Annotated in this window: 19 protein-coding genes; 3 read left to right on the plus strand and 16 right to left on the minus strand. The window is 61.8% G+C overall.

Going from position 1 to position 22866, the window contains the following annotated elements; genetic code table 11:
- Positions 1–26 precede the first annotated feature (26 nt).
- Together AAGS40_RS28850 and AAGS40_RS28855 are read right to left on the minus strand one after the other, a co-directional pair.
- Positions 27–1373, minus strand: a complete 1347-nt coding sequence (locus AAGS40_RS28850; protein ID WP_345816971.1) for an LLM class flavin-dependent oxidoreductase — start codon at positions 1371–1373, stop codon at positions 27–29.
- 56 nt (positions 1374–1429) lie between these two features.
- The gene (locus AAGS40_RS28855) at positions 1430–2266 is read right to left on the minus strand and encodes an alpha/beta hydrolase (protein ID WP_345816972.1); all 837 of its coding nucleotides are present in this window, start codon (positions 2264–2266) and stop codon (positions 1430–1432) included.
- A 180-nt stretch (positions 2267–2446) separates the two neighbouring features.
- On the opposite strand from AAGS40_RS28855, the gene AAGS40_RS28860 reads away from it, so the two are divergent.
- A complete protein-coding gene (locus tag AAGS40_RS28860; RefSeq protein WP_345816973.1) occupies positions 2447–3373 on the plus strand; it encodes a LysR family transcriptional regulator in 927 nt (308 codons plus the stop codon).
- On the opposite strand, the gene AAGS40_RS28865 is transcribed toward AAGS40_RS28860, so the two are convergent.
- Entirely contained in the window at positions 3348–3764 is a 417-nt protein-coding gene (locus AAGS40_RS28865; RefSeq protein WP_345816974.1) for a universal stress protein, read from the minus strand. The genes AAGS40_RS28860 and AAGS40_RS28865 overlap by 26 nt on opposite strands.
- A 449-nt stretch (positions 3765–4213) precedes the next feature.
- Between AAGS40_RS28865 and nhaA the strand changes: the two genes are divergently transcribed.
- Both nhaA and gltS read left to right on the plus strand, forming a co-directional pair.
- Positions 4214–5374: a Na+/H+ antiporter NhaA gene (gene nhaA / locus AAGS40_RS28870; protein WP_345817628.1), complete on the plus strand. Its 1161-nt coding sequence runs from the start codon at positions 4214–4216 to the stop codon at positions 5372–5374.
- 24 nt (positions 5375–5398) lie between these two features.
- Positions 5399–6604: a sodium/glutamate symporter gene (gene gltS / locus AAGS40_RS28875; RefSeq protein ID WP_345817629.1), complete on the plus strand. Its 1206-nt coding sequence runs from the start codon at positions 5399–5401 to the stop codon at positions 6602–6604.
- Between the two features lie 164 nt (positions 6605–6768).
- Here gltS and AAGS40_RS28880 read toward each other — a convergent pair whose 3' ends face one another.
- From AAGS40_RS28880 to AAGS40_RS28940, 13 genes are all read right to left on the minus strand, one after another.
- A complete protein-coding gene (locus tag AAGS40_RS28880) occupies positions 6769–7473 on the minus strand; it encodes a hypothetical protein (protein WP_345816975.1) in 705 nt (234 codons plus the stop codon).
- Positions 7474–7607: 134 nt separating this feature from the next.
- The gene (locus tag AAGS40_RS28885) at positions 7608–8192 is read right to left on the minus strand and encodes a PqiC family protein (RefSeq protein WP_345816976.1); all 585 of its coding nucleotides are present in this window, start codon (positions 8190–8192) and stop codon (positions 7608–7610) included.
- Positions 8192–9811, minus strand: a complete 1620-nt coding sequence (locus AAGS40_RS28890) for an MlaD family protein (protein ID WP_345816977.1) — start codon at positions 9809–9811, stop codon at positions 8192–8194. Before AAGS40_RS28890 ends, AAGS40_RS28885 begins: the two co-directional genes overlap by 1 nt.
- A complete protein-coding gene (locus AAGS40_RS28895) occupies positions 9804–11069 on the minus strand; it encodes a paraquat-inducible protein A (protein WP_345816978.1) in 1266 nt (421 codons plus the stop codon). Before AAGS40_RS28895 ends, AAGS40_RS28890 begins: the two co-directional genes overlap by 8 nt.
- Positions 11066–12556, minus strand: a complete 1491-nt coding sequence (locus AAGS40_RS28900; protein WP_345816979.1) for an efflux transporter outer membrane subunit — start codon at positions 12554–12556, stop codon at positions 11066–11068. Before AAGS40_RS28900 ends, AAGS40_RS28895 begins: the two co-directional genes overlap by 4 nt.
- Before the next feature lies 1 nt (position 12557).
- Positions 12558–15791 (minus strand): multidrug efflux RND transporter permease subunit, encoded by a 3234-nt coding sequence (locus AAGS40_RS28905; RefSeq protein WP_345816980.1) that lies wholly within the window; start codon positions 15789–15791, stop codon positions 12558–12560.
- Between the two features lie 13 nt (positions 15792–15804).
- On the minus strand, positions 15805–17013 hold the full coding sequence (locus AAGS40_RS28910) for an efflux RND transporter periplasmic adaptor subunit (RefSeq protein ID WP_345816981.1): 1209 nt from the start codon (positions 17011–17013) through the stop codon (positions 15805–15807).
- 26 nt (positions 17014–17039) lie between these two features.
- Positions 17040–17513 carry a YMGG-like glycine zipper-containing protein gene (locus AAGS40_RS28915; RefSeq protein ID WP_345816982.1) on the minus strand — a complete coding sequence of 158 codons (474 nt, stop codon included), beginning with the start codon at positions 17511–17513 and terminating at the stop codon, positions 17040–17042.
- Positions 17514–17704: 191 nt separating this feature from the next.
- A complete protein-coding gene (locus AAGS40_RS28920) occupies positions 17705–18265 on the minus strand; it encodes a lipid-binding SYLF domain-containing protein (RefSeq protein ID WP_345816983.1) in 561 nt (186 codons plus the stop codon).
- 146 nt (positions 18266–18411) lie between these two features.
- Positions 18412–18798: a response regulator gene (locus tag AAGS40_RS28925; RefSeq protein ID WP_345816984.1), complete on the minus strand. Its 387-nt coding sequence runs from the start codon at positions 18796–18798 to the stop codon at positions 18412–18414.
- A gap of 118 nt (positions 18799–18916) precedes the next feature.
- The gene (locus AAGS40_RS28930; protein WP_345816985.1) at positions 18917–19597 is read right to left on the minus strand and encodes a response regulator; all 681 of its coding nucleotides are present in this window, start codon (positions 19595–19597) and stop codon (positions 18917–18919) included.
- Positions 19594–21171, minus strand: a complete 1578-nt coding sequence (locus AAGS40_RS28935) for an ATP-binding protein (RefSeq protein WP_345816986.1) — start codon at positions 21169–21171, stop codon at positions 19594–19596. The genes AAGS40_RS28930 and AAGS40_RS28935 overlap by 4 nt, the downstream gene beginning before the upstream one ends.
- A gap of 934 nt (positions 21172–22105) precedes the next feature.
- Entirely contained in the window at positions 22106–22846 is a 741-nt protein-coding gene (locus AAGS40_RS28940) for an aspartate/glutamate racemase family protein (protein WP_345816987.1), read from the minus strand.
- Positions 22847–22866: the final 20 nt, after the last annotated feature.

Below are 22866 nucleotides of genomic sequence, written 5' to 3' on the forward strand. Positions count from 1 at the left end.
GGTGAAATCCTTTAACGAAGATGAAATCAGACGACCGCGCTGGGCGCGTGCGGAAAGAAACGGTTAGAAGGCCGTGAAAGGCCGAGATGCTCGCGTAAAGTGCGCCCTTCATATTCGCGTCTGAACAGGCCGCGTCGCTGGAGCTCCGGGACGAGCCTGTCGACCACCTCGTCGAGACCGCCTGGCAGCCAGGGAAACATGATGTTGAAGCCGTCGCAGGCCTGCGTTTCCAACCACTCCTGCATCTCGTCGGCGATCGACGTCGCGGTGCCGACGAAGGCGAAGCCCGAATAGCTGCCGGCGGCTCGTGCGAGCTCCCGGATCGTCAAACCCTTCTCGCGGGCGAGGTTGACCATCCGCTCGCGCTGGGAGCGACCGGCTTCGGTCTCCGGAATTTCCGGCAGCGGCCCATCGGGGTCGTAACCGGAGACGTCGAATCCCAGCATCGCGTTCAGAGAGCCGATGCCACTGTCATAGTGGACGAGGCTGTCGAGCGTCGCACGGCGTTCGACCGCCTCATCCTTGCTGTCGGCGACGATCACGAAAGCGCCGGGCAGGTAACGCAGCGTGTCGGGTGCGCGGCCGATCGCTGCCATGCGGGATCGGACGTCGGCATTGAAGCTGCGTGCGGCCTCTATCGTTGGCGGGGCGCCGAAAATGACCTCGGCGGTTTCCGCTGCGAACTGACGGCCTGCCGGCGACGCACCGGCCTGCACAATCACAGGCCAGCCCTGCGGAGGCCGGGCGATGTTCAGCGGGCCGCGCACGTTCAGTGAGGGACCTGCGTGACTGATCGCATGAATGCGTGCGGGATCGACGAAGACCCCGCTTTCGGCATTCCTGACGAAGGCGTCGTCGGCGAAACTGTCCCAGAGGCCAGTGACGACATCGACAAACTCCCGGGCAAGTTCGTAGCGATCGTCATGATCCATCTGTGACGCGTAGCCGAAGTTCAGGGCCGCGTCGGGGTTCGCCGTCGTCACCACGTTCCAGCCTGCCCGACCGCCGCTGATGTGGTCCAGCGACGCAAAGCGCCTGGCAATGTGGTACGGCGCATCGAACGTTGTCGAAGCTGTGGCGATCAGCCCGATCCGCTCAGTCACCGCGGACAGCGCCGAGAGCAGCGTGAAAGGTTCGAATGACGTCACCGTGTGGCTTCTCATGAGAGCCGCGATGGGCATGTTCAATAACGCCAGGTGATCGGCCATGAAGAAGGCATCGAACTTCGCCTCTTCCAGTCGCCGGATCGAGCGACGCATCTGGTCGAGGCTGAAATTCGCATGCGGGTCGGCGCCCGGATAGCGCCACGCACCCGTGTGGATGGCCGCCGGTCGCATGAATGCACCGAGGTGAAGTTGGCGATGTCTGGCCATCTGTTGCTCCGTCGCGTCAGGTGCCGCTGGCCCGATGGACGGGTCAGCGGCGGGCGTCAGGCGTCGAGAAAGGTCGTCGCGTTGGCGACGAACGTCTCCGGATACTGATAGATCGACCCGTGATTGGAGTCCGGATAGACGATCAGTTGCGCGTTCGGCAGATGCTGCTGGAGCGTGAACGAATGCCGCGTCGGAATGATGACGTCGTTGCTGCCCTGGACGATCAGGACAGGCTGCCGGATCTCTTTCAGATACTCCAATGCGCTAGCGTTCGGCACATGCCATTTGCCGATCGCCTCGCCCTGAGCGGCAATGGTTTGCTCACTCACTTGCGGATCGCGATCCTGACGACGCAGCTTGCGCTCGAGAAAGGCGAGCCCGGCCTTCTGGCTGGCTTCGGAAGGTCCGAAATGGACAGCCAGCCACAGATGTTCGGGCGGGTCGTAAGTGCCGGCGAAGATCTCAGCCGAGCGGCTTTCCGACATGTCCTGCGAACGATGCCCGGTGCCGACGAGAATGACCTTGCGGACGAGGTCGCCGCCCTGCAGGGCGATCTCCTGCGCCACGAAGCCACCAATCGAAATGCCGAGCACGTCGACCTGGGTCAGACCCAGCGCGCGAATGAACGCGATCGCATTGGCGCCCATCTGCTGGAACGTCGTCGGGGTCTCGCCCGAGGAACTGGCGACGCCGGCATTGTTGAACAGGATCACCTCGCGATCCTTTGCAAAACCATCGGTGACTGCCGGATCCCAGTGGTCCAGGGTGCCGGTGTAGTGCTGATTGAAGACAAGCGGCACACCGCCCTGCTTGCCGAACCGACGGTAGGCGAAACGGATGCCGTTGGCTTCGACGAATTGGGTCGGTGCTGTGTCGTGACTGATGCTGTTCATGGTTTAATCCTCTGTGCTCCGGCGAGCTGACCAGGAAGGTGACGGCCTGTCGGAATTGACGGTTTCTTGCTGCTACGGTGTCAATATAGAGGGCAGTGTCCCCGGGTACTAGCCAGGAAATGAGGTTATGATCTATCCCAGAACTGCATAGATAGAACGTAAAGCGCCCAGAGGAACAGGATGGACATCAACGCATTGCGGATTTTCTGCCGGGTCGCCCGACTGCAGAGTTTTTCAGCGGCCGCGCGCGAACTGTCGATCTCGCAATCGCAGGCCTCGCGCGCTGTTTCGGACATCGAGGCGGAGCTGGGCACGCTCCTGCTGGCGAGAACGACACGCGCCGTTATGCCGACGGAGGCAGGCGCCGACTATCTCATCCGTGTCGAGGCCGTGCTCGACCAGCTTGACGATGCCGGACAGAGTGTCAGGCAGGACGAACTTCGCGGAACGCTGCGCGTCGGAATGCCGACGAGTGCCGGCGTGCGCGAGATCATCCCGCGCCTTCCCGGCTTTGCCGAACGCCATCCGCTGCTGCGGATCGACGTCGTGCTCGGCGACCGTCGCCAGGACCTGGTGCGGGACGCAGTCGATGTCGCCATCCGGATCGGCACGCTGCCGGACTCCAATGCGACGGCGCGTCTGCTGACGACCTACCCACGGCTGATCGCCGCCTCTCCCGCCTATCTCGCCCGATACGGCACGCCCCTGTCACCGGACAGGCTCGTCGGTCACCGGATTGTCTATGGACCCGCGGCCACTGTCAGTACCGCCTGGACGTTCACACAAGACGGAATCACCACCCAGGTGCCGATAGAGCCCAACCTGTCGTTCAGCGACAACGAGGGCGCGGTGGCGGCTGCGAAGGCCGGCATGGGTATCACCTCGATCGGATACTGGGCCTGCCGCAGGGAGCTGGAGGAAGGTTCGATCGTGCCGATCCTCACCGACTGGTCGATGGTCAGCACCAACGTGCATGCTTATTTTCCCCTCGGTCGCGCGACGCGGACGGCGGCCCGCGCGTTCATCAATTTCCTGATGGACGAGTTCGGCGATAGCGTCGATGTCAAACGCGCGGGATCACTCAATGGACCATTGTCACCGGCGTGACGGTGCACCTCGACAAGGACGCGAGCATCGCCAGTCTGCGGAGGAAACCCATGTGGCTGACGTCGATCACCATGACGTCGGGCCGGCTGGTCGCCGAGTAGTCGGCGATCGCTTTTGTCCAATGGCCGAATACGCGCTTCCAGCGGTACGGCACGCCGGCGTCTTCGAGTATGGTGCGGGCGTCGATCAACGCCTGCAGCATGGTCCGCTTCTCGTGGCGAATCAGAGCGCTCCGTGTATGGAACGCCGCCGCGCGCCCGTGGTCGCCGGGCTCCAGAACTTCCAGCAATTCGACTTCGGTCACGCCACGCTCCAGATACATCAACGCAGCATAGCGAGCGGCTTCGACCGCACCGCGATGATCGAGGACTGGGATCAGCATTCGTATCATCAGAAACTCCGGCTCAATATTTTTATATTCCGAGCTTAGCTAAAGCTGCGTTAACGCCGCGTAAAAGTAATGGGTCAGTTCAACGACTGCGGGCAGGCCGGCGAAACCGGAGGAATGTCGACTGGCTTGTCCGACGGACCAATGGCGCGGCCTGGCGTGAAGCCGCTGCGACGCGAGTATTGGACCAAAGTCCAATTGTCTTGAAGAGACGCAAACTCCACTATTGACGTGGACCGGGAAAAATTCGAGGCGGAATGTGTTCGATACCGTCACGTCATGTTGCACCTTATGAACGACTTCGGCGATCAGCGTCGGATACTCGCGACTGCGCCGGTACGATCGCTCGAGCGGGCTCAGACCATCAAGCGTGGATGTTCAGACAACGGACGGGCAACGTGATCAACAACACGCTTCGCAAGACGACCCACGGCATCTCGACGTTCCTGGAAATGGAATCGGCGGGCGGATTGCTGCTCATGGCCGCAGCCGTACTCGCGCTGATCTTCAGCAATTCACCGCTTCGACACGCGTACGACGATCTCCTGAAGATTCCCGTGGAGGTGCGCTTTGGGACGTTCATTGTCGCAAAGCCGCTTCTACTGTGGATCAACGACGGTTTGATGGCTATCTTTTTCCTTCTGGTCGGACTGGAGGTCAAGCGCGAGGTTCTTGAAGGTGAACTATCCACTCCTGCGCAGATTGTCCTGCCCGTGGTTGCAGGCGTGGGCGGGATGGTCGTCCCCGCCCTCATCTATTTCCTTATCAATCGTGGGAATGGTGCGGCCTTGAATGGCTGGGCCATTCCCACGGCCACTGACATTGCATTTGCACTCGGCATTCTTTCGCTGCTCGGCAACCGGGTGCCGGTGTCGTTGAAAATATTCCTCACCGCCGTCGCGATCGCCGATGATCTGGGCGCGATCGTTATCATTGCGCTGTTCTATACAGTGGATCTTTCCCTCGCGATGCTGTTTCTGGCGGCTGTGGCCGTCGCGGTGCTGACCGCCTTGAATCTGCAGAACGTCACGCGCATTGCACCTTACGTCATTGTGGGCGTGATCCTGTGGGTTTTCGTTCTGAAGTCCGGTATTCACGCAACGCTTGCAGGCGTTGCGATTGCTTTTGCGGTGCCGCTGAAGACAAAGGACGCACAAAACCATGCTCCGCTGCACCAGCTTGAACATAGCCTCCACCCGTGGGTGGCCTTCGCCGTTTTGCCAATCTTTGCTTTTGCCAATGCCGGCGTCTCATTCGCTGGTGTGACGGTCACTGCGCTCGCAGAACCGCTGCCGCTCGGCATCGCCGCAGGTCTTTTCATCGGGAAGCTGGTCGGCGTCTGCGGGGGGAGCGCTGTGCTGATCCGGCTTGGCCTCGCCAGGCTTCCTGCGGGCTGCAACTGGCGTCAGTTCGTGGGCGTAGCCGCATTGTGCGGTGTCGGTTTCACCATGAGCCTGTTCATCGGCTCGCTCGCATTCGAAGGCCCGGAATTCTTTACCCCACTCCGCTTGGGCGTGATCGCGGGCTCGACGCTGTCGGGCGTGACCGGTTATCTGCTCCTCAGGTTTGCTTCGGCGGATTCCCGGACTATCCCGTCAGGCGTGGCGAGCTAGTCCGCTCCGGACGCGGAGAACAGCATCGTGAACCTCGACACGCTCGAAACGCTGATGACTGCTTCCCTGGTTCTTCTGCTTGGGCGGCGGATTCTCGCGAGTGTACGCATACTGCGGACTTACACGATCCCCGAGCCGGTGGTCGGCGGCCTGCTCGTCGCGTTGCTGGTTTTTGCGTTAGGCAGCACCTTGAAGATCGACGTGCGTTTCGACAGCGCGCTTCAGGTGCCGCTGATGCTCTCTTTCTTTGCCACCATCGGCCTTAACGCCGATCTGGCAAGCCTGAAGACCGGGGGGCGTTCGTTGTTTGTTTTTCTGGGTGCGGTGGTCGGCCTGCTCGTCATGCAGAATATGCTTGGCATCGGCCTCGCCTGGGCATTGGGGCAAGAGCGCATTCTCGGCCTGCTCGCGGCGTCGGTGACCCTCTCGGGCGGCCACGGCACCGGTGCAGCCTGGGCCAGGGTGTTCGCAGAGCGTCACGGCCTTCAGGCGGCGACGGAGATAGCCATTGCCTGCGCAACGTTCGGCTTGATACTGGGAGGATTGATAGGCGGCCCGGTCGCGCGTTTTCTCATCACACACTATGGCCTTGTTCCCCACCCGCAACGCGATGTGGCAGACACCAACACGACGGGTTTCGAGCAACCCAAAGCGGTTCGGCCGATCACGGCCGACGCCGTCATCGAAACGGTGGCGCTGATTGCCGTGTGTCTCGCTGTCGGCTCAGCGCTCGCATCGCGGTTGAATGGCACGGCGTTCGAGCTACCCACGTTCGTGTGTGTCCTGTTCGTCGGCGTCGTTCTGCGGAACGGGCTTGCCGTGAACGGCTGGTATCAGGTCTCCGAGCGCGCAGTATGGCTGATCGGCAATGTCAGCCTCGCACTTTTTCTTGCGATCGCGCTGATGAGCCTGCGGCTGGGGGACCTCGCCTCGCTTGCGTTGCCGCTTCTCGCCATCCTCGTCGTGCAGGCGATCGCCATGGCGGGCTATGCCATTTTCGTCACCTTCCGGGTCATGGGCCGCAACTATGACGCGGCGGTGCTAGCCGCCGGACATTGCGGCTTCGGCCTCGGGGCCACGCCAACCGCGATCGCAAACATGCAGGCCATCACCGAGCGGTTCGGCCCCTCCCATCTGTCCTTCCTGGTTGTGCCTATGGTGGGAGCGTTTTTTATCGACGTCGCGAATGCGATCGTCATCAAGCTGTTTCTGCTGCTGCCAATTTTTTGATTGATGAACTCGCCTGCCCGGAACCTAGTCCGCTATGTACCCCGTGTTCTTCGCGCCAGTCACGCAACGATCAGAACGCGCGTCCCAACATCAGTCCGCCCGACTCCACGTCGTTTCCGATCGCTACCCTGCAACGCAAAAGCTGCACGTGTGGCGAACCCATCTCAGCGGACACACGAAACGTAGCTCCGATACGAATCGTGCTTAACGCCCACTTTACCGTCACCCAGATTGACCACTTTGTGCAATCCCCTGCCGGCGAAGCTGTGCGACCAGTACACACTGCCCCCGCCCCATCCATAGAGACCCTCTGCATAACGCGAATCGCCTTTGGGCGCGATGATCGCGTATTGGCTTCCCTTAGCGGTGCTTTTAGCCGTGTTCGCATAAGCGAAGAGCGCCTTCAGCTCTTCGACCGTCGGTAGCCGCATACCACGGTTCGCACAATGGTAGCGAGCATCGTGATAGTCGTACCGCACAACCCGGGCGCCATTGAAAGGGTCCGGGGCACTCTGCTTCGCGCGCGCGATTTTTTTCTCCCACGAATAGGCCCTGGTGACGGGGCGGCTGAAGCAGACCCTGTGAGGGAACACGGTCGTGCCGCCGCCAGCCATCGGATACGTCCCCTCGGGCATGCAGATTTCGTCAGCGGCTGCCGGCGTGTCCGCCTGTGCGGGGACGGGCGAAAGACCCGAAAAAAGACTGGGCACCGCAATCAGCAATGCGCGAAGCAGCCTGAACCCCGGGCTTCGCCTCCCACTGCCGGAAAGCTCGAGTCCGGCATTCGAATGGCCGTGCCGGTAGCACAGGCCGCGGCGTGGCGTTGGCTTGACCTGTATGACAGGTACGGCATCGCTAGCAGGGTTCATGGCCTTCTCCTGATGCAGGCGAGAGGTTTCCCAGGGGCGGAGATCACGCCCCGAGCGAGTCACCCTGGTTCGAACATTAATGCGGCGGTCCGCCTGACCCATAGCGCTACCCCATCACCTGGAGCAGCGCAGACTCAGGGCGATGCCGCGGAGCGGATCGAGTGGGAGATATCGCGGCTAACCGTGGCGAAGGCCCGGCTGTAGGCGGCCACCACCGCATCGTAACCGGCGCCGGCAGAGGGCTCGCGCACGGTGCTGCGACCGCTGAGCGGCGCACGTTTGCCGGGCGGCGACACCGACCACAACGCATCCACCGTGACCGCGTCGCCGAGCGTGGCGTCAAAGCGCTGGACGTCGATCTGGACGCGCCAGGCCGCTGTCGTATCGCCCGCCATCTTGTAGGCAGACACGCGCGGGCTGTTCAGCTCCTGTGCAAGATCAGCCGCAACCACACGCGGAATCTGGCTCTTCAACGAGTCCGCCCAGCGGGCAAATTCGTTCATCGTCACCTGATTGGTGCCAGCGCGAACCACAATCTGCGGCCGGTCGACGAGTTCGGGCACGCTGACAGACCCGATCAGCACCGTAATCGGCCTCGCCAGGTCCGTACCTTCGCCCGGTGCCTCCGGACTCAGTGTGTAGAAGTCCGCCTTTGGCGACGCACAGCCAGCCAGCGCTACGATAGCCAGCGCGATTGCAAGGAGTATGGATAGGCGCATCACTTGTTGTCTCCCGGTTTGCCGCGAATCAGTGCCTCAGGATGGCGGTCCAGGTAATCCGCCAGTGTGCGGAACGCCGCCGCAGTGCGTGCAAGTTCGCGCATCGCATCAGTGGTGCCCTGCTGCAACTGCGAGTCGGGCTGCAACGCACCGTTCGCCGAGTCGAGGGTCGTCTGCGCAGCGGCGAGCGTGTCCCGGGCCTGCGGCACGACCTCGGTGCGCAACTCCTTGAGAAGCGTATCCGCATCCGCCAGCGTCTTTTGTGCGTCCTTGCCAAGGCCTTCGAATGGGATCTTGTTCAGCTTGGCCACGAGCCCGGTCACCGAATCCTGCAAGGACTGCAGTCCACCCGGCACGGTCGGAATTTCCGGCGGGTTCGCGCTCCAGTTCATTTCGGCTTTAGGCGCAGCGGGGAAAAAGTCGAGCGCAATATACAACTGCCCGGTCAACAGGTTGCCGGTTCGCAGCTGCGCACGCATGCCGTGCGCGACCAGCCATTCAGCCATCTGGCGGGCATTCGATCCGAGCCGGCCTCCGCGTCCGCCCGACTGATAACGCGAGGTGAAGCGCTCCGGATAAAAGCGTACTTCCACAGGGATGCTGAATCGTTTCGTGACTGGATCCAGGCGCGTATAGATTGCCGCCACCTCACCGACCACGATGCCGCGGAAATCGACCGGGGCGCCGACCGCCAACCCGCGCACCGAGTCGTTGAAATCGAACACATAGGTATCGACAATGCGATCGTGGCGCTTCATCGCTTCCGCACGATCATGGAAAAGCGGAAATGCGGTGCGAACGGCGGCCTCGGGCTGGCCAGTCGTCTCATCCGGTGTCTGGAACGCAAGGCCACCGATCAGGATCGCCACCACCGATTGCGTGTTGACCTTGACGCCGTCGGTACCCAGCGACACGTCGACGCCGCTTGCATGCCAGAACCGCGTATCGATTTGCACGTACTTGTCATAGGGCGCGTTGATGAAGACCCGCAGCGTCACTCCCTTTCCGTCCGCGTCGAGCGAATACGAGGTGATCTGCCCGACCTGCAGGCGTCTGAAGAAGACGGGAGAACCGATATCGAGCGAGCCCATATCCTCGCTCTTCAGCACGAACTCGCGCCCCGGTACGCCGCTGGCGAAAACCGGTGGTGACTCGAGTCCGACATAGTCGCGTCTCGACTTCGTCGAAGCACCCAGATCCATGCCGATGAACGAGCCGGACAGCAGCGTGCTGATGCCCGAAACCGTGCCCCCGGAAATGCGCGGCCGCACGACCCAGAAGCGCGTATCGTCGGCCAGCATGTTCGAGGCGTCCTTGACAAGCTCAGCGGTCGCGACGACGCTGCGATGGTCTTTCGACAAGGCCACGCTCCTGACTACGCCGACGTCCACATCCTTGAACTTGATCTTGGTCTTGCCGGCTTCGAGACCTTCGCCGGTCGCGAAGCTGATGGTGACCGTCGGCCCTTGCTCGAGGATTGCCTTCACGGCCAGCCAGCCACCAATCAGCACTGCAACGACCGGCACCAGCCAGACCGTCTGCACGCGCCAGTGCGAGCGGGACGTGGCGATGGCTTCGGGGACATCCGGCGACCCCGGCTCACCGGGAGGTTTAGCCATGATTGTGCTCCGTTGCGTCCCAGATCAGACGCGGGTCGAATGACATGGCGGCGAACATCGTCAGCACGACCACGGCGCCGAACGCGACGGCGGCCGGCCCAGCCTGGATGGTCGCCAGTGCATTGAACTGGACGAGTGCGACGAGAATGGTGATCACATAGATGTCGAGCATCGACCAGCGTCCGACGAGCTCAACCAGCCGATAGATACGCGTTCGCTGCTGCAGCAGCGCGACTGAGCGCCGCTGCGTCGAGACGACGAGGTACATGATCGCCATGATCTTGAGCATCGGAACAGCAATGCTCGCTATGAACACGATGACGGCGAGCGGCCAGGATCCGGAGGTCCAAAGGTAGACCACGCCGCTCAGAATCGTGTCCTTTTGCGCACCGAACAGCGAACTGGTATTCATGATGGGCAGCATGTTCGCCGGGATGTAAAGCACCATCGCAGCGATCAGGAACGCCCACGTGCGTGCATAGCTCGCCGGTTTGCGCGTGTGAAGATGCGAACCGCACCTCGGACATCTGGCGCTGTCCCCATGCCCGTCCGATTTCACGAGCAACCCGCAAGAGTGGCAGGTCATCAGGCCGCTAGCCATTGCCGTGCGTGCGGCCGGAGTCGCGAGTGGGTCCGAATCCAATGCGGCATTGTGGCGGTCGCCCATCCGCTGCCACAGCTCGTGCGGATCGAAGGCAGAGCCGGCGGCCGCAAGCAACAGCATGAGCGTTCCAAACGACCAGAGCGCCACACCCGGAACCACACTGGCGATATGCGCCAGCTTCACCAGCGCGACCAGAAAGCCGAGGATCAGGACCTCCGTCATCCCCCAAGGCTGCGCCAGGTGCATCAGGCGAAACACGACGTCGGCCCGATACGGCGTGCGGTGAAGCCGAAGCGGCACCAGCATGTACGCCATGCTGGTCATCTGCACCAGCGGCATCAGGAAAGTGGTCGCAAGCACGAGCCCTGCGATCGGCCACATGCCGTCCCTGTACAGCACGCGAACGGCACCGAGCAAGGTCGTCTCGACGAGATCGCCATTGACCGACAGACCGACGACCGGATACACATTGGCGATCACGAACAGCACGATCGAGGTCAGCGTGAACGCCAGCGCCCGGTCCAGGCTGTCCGCATGGTTGCGGTACAGCTCCGCGCGACAGCGGCAGCATCTCAGCACGCCCTCGCCTGCCAACGGCGCTTCCCGTTGCAGCAGATCGCATTCGTGGCAGGCGATGAGGCGCTCGGTGGTCATCGCGACTGCTCCGTCGCCGCTTCATTCTTTCCCTGCGCGGCGGCGCCCTGTTGCATAACAGGGCCCGTCATGTCCTCGGCCTGTACGACCCACCCGCCACCCATTGCCTTGTAGAGACCAATCAGCGAGTTGAACACCACGCCATTGGTTTGCGTGTAGCTGAGTTGCGCGTTGAAGAGGCTGCGCTCCGCGTCCAGCACTTCGATGTAGCTGGTATAACCCCCCTCGTAACGCAGCCGCGCAAGCCGTGAATACGTACGCAACGCATCCACCTGACGCCCTTGCACGACAAGCTGCTCGCGTGACTTTTGCAGCGCGACCAGCGCATCGTCGACTTCCTGAAATGCTATCTGGATCGACTGCTGATACTGGATCAACGCCTGTTGCTGCTGCGCTTCGGCCTGCCTGACCTGGCCGCTGATACTGCCCGCGGTAAAGATCGGCACCGTCAGCGAGCCGGCATACGACCAGACGCGAGCGGGACCGGTGAACAGTTTCGAGAACTGCCCGCTGACCGATCCAAACAGTCCGGTCAGCGATATGGACGGAAAGTAGAGCGCTCGCGCGGCGCCGATCAATGCATTCGCGGCGATCAGGTTCTGCTCGGCCTGCAAGAGATCGGGGCGCCGCTCGAGCAGATCCGACGGCAACCCGGCGGGCACAGCCGGAACCGCCAGCTCGCTCAGCCCGCTGCCGCGCGGGATCGGCCCCGGATTGCGGCCGAGCAGCACGGAGAGCGCGTCCTCCTGCTGGGCGATCTGCGTCTCGATCTGCGGAATCGTCGCAAGAGACGCCTCATATTCCGACTGGCTTTGTGCGAGTTCCATCTGCGAGACGTCGCCGCCTGAGAAGCGTGCCTCGAAGACTTTCACCGAGCCCGCGCGGCTGTCTGTCGTCGCCTTGGCGATCGCCAGTTGCGCATCGAGATCGCGCAAATTGATGTACGCGGTAGCCACCGAGGCGACCAGCGACAGGATCGTCGCGCGGCGGCCCTCCTCGCTCGCCAGCAGGCTCGCGCGCGCCGATTCGGTCTCGCGGCGCACCCGGCCGAACAGATCGATTTCCCACGCGGCCGTCAACGGCGCCTGGAATTCATTGAACACCGGCCCGACGCCGGGCAGCAACGGCGTGGGACCGGCCTGCGAAGCACGCTGGCGAGAAGCGTCGAAGCCGGCGCTGAGTTGCGGAAAGAGGGCCGAGCGGGTCGTGACGAACTGCCCGAGGAACTGGTCGACGCGAGCAGCAGCGATCTTCACATCCTTGTTGTCCGCAAGCGCGGCCAGAATCAGATCATTCAACACCGGATCCTGAAACTGCTCCCACCAGCGCGCATTGGCGATGTCGGCCGCTTCGCTGGTTGCGAAACGATAGGTTGCGGGCGTCGCCACGTTTGGCCGAACATAGTCGGGGCCGAGCAGGCAGCCGCCCAGCGCCAGCACTGAGGGCAGTGCTGGCCCGAGACGCAGCAGGGTCGACAGGCCGCGCATGTCAATCATCCTCGTGCCGCGCGGACGGCTTGATCGAAGCGCCGCCCGGGCCCGGGTTCACAACCGGCGCCGGCTCCTGCCCCCCTGCTCCGCTGCTTGCGCCAGGTGTCTTCGTGCCGCCCATCTTCTCCGAAATCGACTCCAGCACGTAGAAGAACATCGGGATGAAGAACACAGCGATCACCGTCGCGCCGAGCATTCCGCCGATCACACCCGTGCCGATCGAATGCCGGCTGTTCGCCGACGCGCCGAGCGCGATGGCAAGCGGAACGCAGCCGAGAATGAACGAAAACGATGTCATCATGATCGGGCGCAGCCGCTCGCTCGCCGCCATGACGGCGGAGTCGTGCACCGATTTCCCCGCCTCGCGGTTCAGCACTGCAAACTCGAAAATCAGGATCGCGTTCTTTGCTGCCAGTGCGATCAGCATCGTCAGCCCGATCTGAAAGTAGACATCGTTCTGGAGGCCGCGCAGCAGGATGGCGAGCAGCGCGCCGAATAGCGCGAAAGGCACTGCCAGCAGCACGCCAAATGGCAAGCTCCACTTCTCGTACTGCGCGGCAAGGATCAGGAACACCATCACCAGACCGAACGCGAACACCAGTCCTGAGGTACCGCCGGCCTGTTTTGCTTCGTAGGCCTCGCCGCTCCACCCCACGCCGTAGTCGGCAGGCAACACCTGCGCGGCGACTTCATCGAGCGCGGCGATCACCTGCCCCGAGCTGTAGCCGGGCGCCGCATTAGCCGTGACCTTCACCGCGGGGAAATTGTTGAAGCGGGTCATGAGGTCCGGTCCGGTGACGTACTTCGACGTCACGACTGCCTTGAGCGGCACCATGCTGCCGGTCTTGCTGCGCACGAAGATCTGCCCGAGATCCTGTGGGGCCAGCCGGTACGAGGGCTCAGCCTGCAGGATGACCTGCCACAGCCGGCTCGAACGGTTGAACTGCGACACGTACAGCGAGCCGAACATCGTCTGCATCGCGCTATACACTTCGTCGATCGGCACATCCAGCGTCTCCGACCGGTCGCGGTCCACGTCGACCAGCAATTGCCGGGACGACGCATTGAAGGTCGACGTCACGCGCGCCAGTTCGGGCCGAGCTTTGGCCTTTGCGACAAAGTCGTCCACGACCTGAGCCAGCTGCGCGATGGTGGCGTCGCCCTGGGCCTGAATCCACATCTCCGTACCGCCGGTGGTTCCCAGTCCCGGAATGGACGGCGGGTTGACCGGCAGGATGATGCCCTCCTTCACTTTCGAGAGGTTGTCGTACGCATCGATCAGCACGGCCCGCGCATTCTGCGTCTTGATGTTGGCAAACCTGTAGCGTTCATCGAAGCTCTTGAAGCCGATGAAAAACGCGCCTGCGTTGTTCTTGTTCTGGCTGTCGAGCAGGCTGAACCCGTCGACGATCGTCACGCTGCTCACCGCGGGCTGCTTCATGAAGTAATCGGTGACCTGCTGCGAAACCGCGCCGGTCCGATCGAGACTCGCGGCGTCCGGCATGATGACCGCACCCAGCAGATAACCCTGGTCCTCCGGCGGCAGGAACGACGTGGGGATGGTCCTCATCATGACGACCGCGAGCGCGATCATTCCGGCAAACAGCATGAGCGCGACCGCGAAACGTTTGATCACATGTTTCACCAGATTCGAATAGCCGGTCGTGAGCCTCGCGAACGCGTTATCGAACCACCTGAAAAAGCCACGCTTTTCATGGTGCACCGGTTTGAGCAGCAATGCGGCGAGCGCTGGCGACAGCGTGAGCGCGACGATGGTGGAGAACACCACTGAAATCGCAATCGTGATGGCGAACTGCTTGTACAACTGGCCGGTAATCCCACCGAGAAATGCCACTGGCACGAAAACCGCGCACAGGACGAGCGTAATCGCCACGATCGGACCAGAGATTTCATCCATCGCCCGTTTCGCCGCGTCCCTCGGACTCAGCTTGTGCACGTTCATGTTTCGTTCGACGATTTCAATCACGACAATGGCATCGTCGACCACGATGCCGATTGCCAGCACCATGCCGAACAGCGTCAGCATGTTGATCGAGAAACCCATCGCCAGCATTCCCATGAAGGTGCCGACAATCGATACCGGCACCGCGAGCACTGGAATCACGGTGGCGCGCAGGCTCTGCAGAAATACGAACACGACGATCACGACGAGCAGGAGCGCTTCAAAAAACGTCTTGACGACGTCGGAGATGGACGCACGGGTGAAGTCGGTCGTATCCATAGCAATGCTGTAGTCGATGCCTTCGGGGAACGACCTCTTCATTCTGGCGAGCGTCGCGTGCACCTGCTTGGATACGTCAAGCGCGTTGGCGCCGGGCTGCTGGTAAACCGCAATGACCGTCGCCGGCTTGCCCTGGTACTTGCTGCGGATCGAGTAATCCTTCTGGCCGAGTTCTGCGCGGCCAATGTCCTTGAGCCGCACGATCGCCGCGGCACCGCTCGCCGCGCGGATAATGATGTTTTCAAACTCCGCCGGATCGCTCAGCCGACCGGTGGTGGTGATCGCAAACGACTGCTCGACCGGCGTACCCGTTGGCGACTGCCCGAGGCGGCCGACGGCGAACTGCTGGTTCTGGTTGGCCACCGCTCTTTGCACGTCCCCCGCCGTGATGCTGAGTTGTGCCATACGATCGGGTTTCAGCCAGATCCGCATTGCGTAGTCGGGCGTGCCGAAAATACTCGACTGGTTGGCACCGGGAATGCGCTTGAGCGCATCGAGCACATAAACGTTCGCGTAGTTCGCGATATAGGTAGCGTCGTAGCGGTCGCTCGGCGAGTAGATGGCGATAACCATCATGAACGCCGACGACTTCTTCTGAACCTGGATGCCCTGCGACTGCACCGACGAAGGCAGTTGCGCCAACGCGAGGTTCACGCGGTTCTGCACATCGACCTGCGCAAGATCGGGGTTGGTGCCGATCTGGAAGAAGGCGTTGATCGTCATATTGCCCGTCGATGAACTCGACGAGTTCATATAGATCATGTTGTCCGCGCCGTTGACCTGCTGCTCGATCGGTGCGGCCACATTGTTCGCGACCACGTCGGCGCTCGCACCCGGGTAAGTGGCGGCAATCGTGATCTGCGGCGGCGTGATGTCGGGGTACTGCGCGATGGGCAGCGCCAGCATCGCGACCACACCCCCGAGCGTGATGACGATCGAGACGACGGAAGCGAAGATCGGCCGGTCAATGCAGAAATGGGAAATGTTCATTTCGCGCGCCCGATTACTTGCTCATGACCCGTTCGGACTCGCGCGCGGCGAGATGCTGCGCTTCGCTCTGCGATGCACCGGCATCCGCATCCGGACTGGGCGTGCCGGTGATCTTCAGCGGCGCGTCCGCGATGACCCGGATGGCGCCATCGACGACGACGCGCTCCCCTGGCTTGAGCCCTTCGGTGATGAACCAGTCGTCACCGTGCCATTCGCCGACTTCGACCACGCGTTGATGCGCTTTCGAGTCGTTGTCGACCACCCACACGAAGTGGCTCTTCGCGCCTTGCAAGACCGCGCGCTGCGGCACCAGGATCGCATTTGGACGCACGGCGCCCGAGACCCGCGCACGGACGAACTGCCCTGGGCGGAGACTGCCGTCAGGATTCGCAAACGAAGCCCGCACGAGAAACGTGCCGGTTTCCGTGCTGAAGGCGGGGTTGGTGAAGTTGATGTGGCCGCGTGCAGGAAACACCGTGCCGTCGGCCAGCAAAACGGTGACCTCGAAATCGTTGCTGGCGGGAAACATGAGTTGCTTTTTCCCAATCTGGTCACGATAGCGGAGCAACTCATTTTCGGAGATGCTGAAGTTGACCCACATCGGATCGAGCTGGTAGACGTAGGTGAGCAAACCCGACGCGGCGGCGGTCACATAGCTGCCGTCCTGCTGCCTCGCAAAGCTGGACAACCCGGCGAGCGGAGATTTGATCGTGGTATAGCCAAGGTTGAGCTGCGCGGTCTGCACCTGGCCCTGAGCGGCGATCACCGCGGCCTCGGCCTGCTTTTCATTGCCGGTCGCGTCGTCGAGATCCTTCTTGCTCAGCGCGTTTTGCGCGGCCAGCGGGATCACCCGTGCGAGGTTTGCCCTCGTGACGCCGAGCCTGGCCTGCTGCTGCGCAAGCTCGCCCTTTGCGGTTTGCAGTGCGGCCTCGAATGGTTTGGGGTCCATAATAAATAGGGTCTGCCCGGCACGGACCAACTGGCCTTCGGTATAGACGCGCTTGTCGAGAAAGCCGTCGACGCGCGCGCGGATCTCGACTTCACGCGAACTCTGCGTTTGTGCGGTAAATTCGAAATCGACCGGTGTATCACGCTGCGTGATTCGCTCCACTGTGACCTCGATCGGTCCTGCTGTGGGTAGCGTGGGCGCTTTGTGACAGGCAGCGCACAGCGCAAGCGCGGCGAGCGCGGCAGAGGCGGGAAGTAGGCGGTTCCTGCTCATGGATGTCTCCCCGTCCCGATCGATGTCTACTGAACCGTGTAGCCCCGGCCGGTCATGCACGCCGACACCGCACGGTTGAAGGTCACCATCTGTTGAGACGTCTGCTGTTGAGCCGCTTGCTGCTGTTGCCCCGCACCCTGGTTGGCCCGACGCTGACGTATGCCGCCGCCCGCCCCCCCAGTGGCTGCTCCAATCGCCGCGCCCTTTCCGGCGTTACCCGCGATGGCCCCCACCGCTGCGCCCACAGCGGCGCCACCAGCTGCGCCCTTGACCGCCCCGCCTTGCTTCGGCGCAGCGCCCGGCTGACCGGATTGCTGTGCGATCGCAACCGGATCCACGCCGGTCGTCTGCTTCGCCCACAACTGGCATTCGGCGGTGTCCGTGTTCTGCTTCTGCGCGCTTTGCCCTTTCGCCGGATAGATGATCGGCTGCTGCGCGGCGGCCTCGAATGTCAGCACCGTCACCACCAGACCCGCTGCGACTCGCTGTATTCGTTGCATGGCTTGAGGCCCTCCCTGTTCCACGGCCGACCTGCTTGCTGACTATTGGCGGTCAATATCTGCGCCATGCTTGAACGACTTCCGGGCTCACCCGCACAGGTTGGTGGTCGCGCTGCCGGTGCGGCGTGCTTGACCGGGGCGAAGTGTGTGCGAGCATCGGTGACGATGACTGCGCGGGGAGATTGCGCACTTCACTGATCAAACTTGACGATCCTCTGCCCCTGGACGCCGAGACCGGCCATCAAACCCTGCTGGCCAAAAATGAACGCATAGACATCTGATTGCAATGTCGACGTTGTCAGTGATTTGGCCATCGCCGCGTCCACTACGACTACGCTCGGTCCCACACCCACGGACAGTCCGGTGCCACTCGTGAGGTCGGCGAGCGCCGCGTCGGTCATAAAGAACATGGCCTCCGAAAAGGTTTGTGCCCCTGCCTGCAATCCGTAAGAAACGCCGCGCGCTCTGTAATAACCTATGACGCTGCCATCCGGCCTGAATGCCACGCCCATTCCGCCTTGCGCACCGACTAGCAAGCCAGCCTTGACGATGCTCGGAAACACGACGACGGCTTTTGCCTGGTTCTGCAGATCTTTCGCCTTCGGCGTGTTGTCGAATAGTTGCTGCAGAGCCTGACGTGCTTGCGCGTCTAATTGGGGGTCTCCACCATTGGCAACTGTCGGGTTCGTCGAGCACGCCACGGCAAACAGAAAGAGGGGAACCGAGAGAATCAGCCGAAGGTACTGGATCATGATGCGTACTCCATTCAGAAATGACACCACGGTATGCAATCTGTTTGCGCCCGACTTCTTCTCAACACAGTGAATAGTGGTGTTTGGGTCCCGTGAAAACAATTGGACTTTGGTCCAATACCGTGTCGGCCGCCCCGATGCACCGGTCAGGGCGCCCGCCCACCTTCCAGAGCAGCGCGCACCGTCCTGATAAACAGATCGTCGTTGAACGGTTTGCGCAGATAGGCGACCGCGCCGGCCGCAAGTGCCTGCTCGCGTACGCCAATGTCGTCATGGGCCGTGATGAAAATGACAGGGATGCCACTGCCGGCCAGACGCTGCTGGACTTCCAGCCCGTTCAGCCCGGGCATCTGCACATCGAGAATCACGCAGTCGGGGTGATAGGACGGCACGGACGACAGAACCTCAAGGAACGCGTCGCCGCTTGCGAATGTTTCGGCGGCAATTCCGATTGACCGCAACAGTCTTCTGATCGCGCGGCTCACCGAATCATCGTCATCCACGACGACAACGAATGAGTTGAGTTGTCCCATTGTGAGTTGCCCGGTATCAGGGGAATGCACGGGCGAGCGCACCCCCATACGACAGCGTACGAGCCAGACAGGTTTGCCGCTATTGGACCTTGGTCCCGGGTGGACACCCGAGGAGCGATTAGCGCGCCGGCCCGGACTGCCGCTCGCGCGCGACTGTCGCCACCTCGCGCGATGCGTGGGTATCGGCCGTCCCCGCGAGACCGGCCTTGTCGACGACGCGTACCAGCTCCGCGAGCGACGTCACTTCCATCTTCGCCATCACGCGCGCACGATGAGCCTTGATCGTTTTTTCGCCAGTACCCAGATCATCGGCGACCTGCTTGTTCAGACGACCGGTCACGACGAGCGCCATGACCTCCCGCTCGCGAGGTGTGAGCCGTCCGAGACGCACACGGATTGCATTCAGTTCGCGATGGGCCGAGTACGTGTGCGCCAGCCGCTCGAAGGCCTGTCCGATCGCATCCAGCAGATCGGTATCACGCACCGGTTTTGGCAGGAAGTCGGTCGCGCCCGCCTTCATTGCTCTCACGGTCATCGGGATGTCCCCATAGCCGCTGATAAAAATGATCGGCAAGGCTGCGTGGAGTTCGCGCTGCAGTTCCAGACCGCTCAGGTCCGGCAATTGAATATCGAGTACCAGGCATGCAGGGCAGGTATCAGCGCGCATCCTGTCGAGGAATGCGTGTGCCGAGCCGAATGTCTCTATCCGATAGCCGGCGGACTGAATCAGGCGCGCCAGCGCACGGCGCACGGAATCGTCGTCGTCGACGACGAACACGAGTGAATCAGAATCTGTCATGGGCAGTATCGCAACTCGTCGTGCACCGTCGCAGTCGTATCATCTGCGGGCAGGGTGACGTAGAACGTCGCGCCTCGATCGATGTTGTTTTCGGCCCAGAGTCGCCCACGGTGCATGTCGATGATGGAGCGGCTAATCGACAATCCCAAACCGAGTCCCTGGGGTTTTGACGTATAGAACGGTTTGAAAATCTTGGCGAGTTTGTCGGAGGTCAATCCGGGTCCACGATCGCGAACAGCGATGCAGACCATGCCAATATTCTCGGGCCGCAGCGTGAGCGCAACCACACGATCAAGTGGCGGTAGATTGCTCATCGCATCGAATGCATTAAGCAGAAGATTCAGAAAGACCTGCTGCAGTTGCACCCTGTCGCCACGCACGGGTGGCAGATCGCCGTCGATGTCGAGTGTCACGCTCATTCCGCGCACAATCGCGTCGCTGTGCACCAGAAGGATGACATCACGGACCACGCCTGGGAGGTGAAGCGGGGCGACATCCAGATCGCCTTTCTTGACGACTGCACGAATGCGCCGGATCACTTCGCTTGCGCGGAAGTCATCCTGAACGATGTCATTCAGAATCTCCCGGACCTCACCCAGATCGATTGGATCGTTGGCCATGAACCGCTGCGCGGCCTGCACGTTGCTCAGTATTGCGGTAAGCGGCTGATTCAACTCATGGGCCAGTGATGAGGCCAGCTGGCCCATGGTGGACACGCGCGTCAGATGCGCAACTTCCTGACGGTTGCGGTGTAACTCATAACGATCTGTCCGGTCGATGATGAAAGCGAGCGTTACGTTATTGTCGTCAAAGCGAAATGCACTCAACCCCACTTCCACGGGAAACTCCGTGCCGTCCTTGCGCCGCGCGAACAATTCGCGCGAAGGCGTCTCGCCGCGGGATTGCCGTAACGCGGGCGCTTCTGCAACAGAGGGGGCGTTGCAGTCGAAAAGAAGGTCAGGCACCAGCATTTTGACCGGTTGCCCGATCATTTCCTCGCATTCATAGCCCAGCAACTTCGCAGTTTGCGGGTTGACCATCATGATTGAGCCATGCTCGCGCAGGATCAGAATCGCGAACGGCAATAGCGCCAGTGCGTCGCGAAAGTAACGCTCACCACGCCGCAATTCGACAGTAAAGGGCTGAGCTGCCGCGACGTCGCCCGGTGGTCCATCACCCACATAAGGCTCGCGCTCAACGACTCTCGTGGAAGCCAACGTACGGAATCGCTCTGTCATAGGATGTCTGGCGGTCGGCGCCTCCTGACTGGCTTCTTCCGGCACGCCTGAAGCTTCCGCTATGCCTGGGTTCTCCGCGCATGTCTCGCGCGTGTCTCGGGACCAACCCGCTTTCGCCAGCGAGTGGATGGAACGGGTTTCTCTCACCATGTCCGATGAGCGCGCCCGCATCTCACGCAGGCCGAGCATGACGCACGCGGCGCAACGCGCCAGGAGACGTGGCGGTTTATGCCTGGCGATCGATGTGGTCGTCCGCCGACGTAACGCGAGCACCGTCAGCAACCACGAAATGGCGAGCGTTTCCAGCACGACGGTGACGGGTATGACAATGCTCATGGCCGAACTGCCTCTCAAAGGTCGGCACCGCGAGATGGGCTGACCAGAACTCGCTTTGGACTCCAGATAAAGGCAAAGCCTCTTGACCTTGAAAATGGTCGTCGCCGCTCAATGTGACAGGCCGGCCGGAGACTCAGGCTCGCGATCCGCTTTTAAGTCCGCGTTCCAAGCCTGCGTCATGGGCAAACTTCCGAGTCGTCATCTTTATTGTGTGCTGCTTGTCCGGCGCATTGCTGGCGTGGCAGATGGCGGGGCTGGATCTGGGCACCTTCCGCCGAACGAAAATGCCAGTAACAATTTCCTAAACGGGATAAGGTCGGACGGCAAATTAATCCTAGTCCGCAACGAAAGAATAGTAAATGACGGGCACGTACATTCTTTTCCCTGTCCAGCCGATCTCATCGAAGTAATATTGGCCGCGCACATGCTGTGAGATCTCACACTTGGCCTCGGCACGGTCGTGCACGACTACGACGCTCAATGAAGGGCGCAGTCGCATAAAAGCCGATGATCTGTCGGCGGTCTGTTATCGACGGGATTCGCTGCGCGCGAGAAAAGCAGGAGCACATCAGCACCCGAAAACGGCGCGCAGCTTCATGATTAAATTGCACCCCTGACTATTAGCGGTCCGATAGCATCTCCTGCCACTCGGGCTTTTATATACGCCCTTACCGTTGTAGGTCCTGACCTCTTCGCCCCTGCTCGTTGAAGTCGTTGCGACGCCGTTCTGATTCTTTTGTACGTTCCACCCTGCACGAATCAGAGACGAACGCCACGACAATGCCCCGCTGGTTCAATCACTGTTCGTGCCTGAATGCGTGGCCAGACCGCGCAACGCTCCGTCGAGCGAGCGGCTCCTTGTCAGGAATGGCGAGCGTTGCAGCAGAGGCTATCGCACCCTCTCAACGGGGTTTTGCGCGCCAGCGTCGCTCATTCACCTCATCAGCAACGCGGCCAACCCGCCTGATAGCCCGGCGTTGGGCTTGGGCGGCAACTTCGCGAAACTGCCGGCTTTCGCGCGCGCGGTGGCGAGCCGCGTCAATGCCTGCGCCTGACATACTCCGCTCGATACCCCGTCGAGCACCGGGACCGGCAGCCGGTCCGCCACGCTGCGCGCCAATCCGGCTAGCGGCGCACCCGCCAGAATCAGCACGTCGGCACCATCTTCCTCCACTGCCCGATGACTCAATTCGATCAGATGCTCCCCGTGATCTTCCTGGACCATACCGGGATCGCGAAGCGGCCGGTCGAGATGGCGGATGCCGGCCAGTCGGCCGAGCATGCCGTAACGGTCCACACATTCCCGATACCAGGCGGTGATTCGCCGCGAAATCGCAATGATGCCGATCCGCTGACCGAGTTGCGCGGCGGTCATCAGCGCCGCTTCGGTCATGCCGACGACCGGCACATCGAGCACTTCGCGCAATTCGAGCAGGCCCGGGTCGCCGAACGCCGCGACCAGCAGCGCGTCGTAGGCGCCCTTGCGCTCGCCGGCGATGTGCGCAACCGCGTGCGCGCCCAACAGCGCCTCGAAACGGGTCTCGATGTAGGCGACACCGCTCGCCGCCGTCGCCATCTCGATCTGTGTATCGGCTAACGCGACGCGGCGCGCTTCGGCTTCAATCAGGTGCGTGACGCTCGACGAGATGTTCGGGTTGACGATCAGTAGTTTCATCACGGTTCCGGTCGGGGGTC

Origin of the sequence: Paraburkholderia sp. PREW-6R, from assembly GCF_039621805.1 — a bacterium.
In the GTDB taxonomy this organism is placed as follows: domain Bacteria; phylum Pseudomonadota; class Gammaproteobacteria; order Burkholderiales; family Burkholderiaceae; genus Paraburkholderia.

What these genes read in the sequence shown, in the direction of transcription:
- AAGS40_RS28860 (WP_345816973.1), top strand. Translation starts at nt 2,447, where the DNA reads ATGGACATCAACGCATTGCGGATTTTCTGCCGGGTCGCCCGACTGCAG.
- AAGS40_RS28930 (WP_345816985.1), bottom strand. Translation starts at nt 19,597, where the DNA reads ATGACAGATTCTGATTCACTCGTGTTCGTCGTCGACGACGACGATTCC.
- AAGS40_RS28890 (WP_345816977.1), bottom strand. Translation starts at nt 9,811, where the DNA reads ATGGCTAAACCTCCCGGTGAGCCGGGGTCGCCGGATGTCCCCGAAGCC.
- AAGS40_RS28855 (WP_345816972.1), bottom strand. Translation starts at nt 2,266, where the DNA reads ATGAACAGCATCAGTCACGACACAGCACCGACCCAATTCGTCGAAGCC.
- AAGS40_RS28850 (WP_345816971.1), bottom strand. Translation starts at nt 1,373, where the DNA reads ATGGCCAGACATCGCCAACTTCACCTCGGTGCATTCATGCGACCGGCG.
- AAGS40_RS28915 (WP_345816982.1), bottom strand. Translation starts at nt 17,513, where the DNA reads ATGCAACGAATACAGCGAGTCGCAGCGGGTCTGGTGGTGACGGTGCTG.
- nhaA (WP_345817628.1), top strand. Translation starts at nt 4,214, where the DNA reads ATGGAATCGGCGGGCGGATTGCTGCTCATGGCCGCAGCCGTACTCGCG.
- AAGS40_RS28910 (WP_345816981.1), bottom strand. Translation starts at nt 17,013, where the DNA reads ATGAGCAGGAACCGCCTACTTCCCGCCTCTGCCGCGCTCGCCGCGCTT.
- AAGS40_RS28940 (WP_345816987.1), bottom strand. Translation starts at nt 22,846, where the DNA reads ATGAAACTACTGATCGTCAACCCGAACATCTCGTCGAGCGTCACGCAC.
- AAGS40_RS28885 (WP_345816976.1), bottom strand. Translation starts at nt 8,192, where the DNA reads ATGCGCCTATCCATACTCCTTGCAATCGCGCTGGCTATCGTAGCGCTG.
- AAGS40_RS28925 (WP_345816984.1), bottom strand. Translation starts at nt 18,798, where the DNA reads ATGGGACAACTCAACTCATTCGTTGTCGTCGTGGATGACGATGATTCG.
- AAGS40_RS28905 (WP_345816980.1), bottom strand. Translation starts at nt 15,791, where the DNA reads ATGAACATTTCCCATTTCTGCATTGACCGGCCGATCTTCGCTTCCGTC.
- AAGS40_RS28880 (WP_345816975.1), bottom strand. Translation starts at nt 7,473, where the DNA reads ATGAACCCTGCTAGCGATGCCGTACCTGTCATACAGGTCAAGCCAACG.
- AAGS40_RS28920 (WP_345816983.1), bottom strand. Translation starts at nt 18,265, where the DNA reads ATGATCCAGTACCTTCGGCTGATTCTCTCGGTTCCCCTCTTTCTGTTT.
- AAGS40_RS28865 (WP_345816974.1), bottom strand. Translation starts at nt 3,764, where the DNA reads ATGATACGAATGCTGATCCCAGTCCTCGATCATCGCGGTGCGGTCGAA.
- AAGS40_RS28935 (WP_345816986.1), bottom strand. Translation starts at nt 21,171, where the DNA reads ATGAGCATTGTCATACCCGTCACCGTCGTGCTGGAAACGCTCGCCATT.
- AAGS40_RS28895 (WP_345816978.1), bottom strand. Translation starts at nt 11,069, where the DNA reads ATGACCACCGAGCGCCTCATCGCCTGCCACGAATGCGATCTGCTGCAA.
- AAGS40_RS28900 (WP_345816979.1), bottom strand. Translation starts at nt 12,556, where the DNA reads ATGCGCGGCCTGTCGACCCTGCTGCGTCTCGGGCCAGCACTGCCCTCA.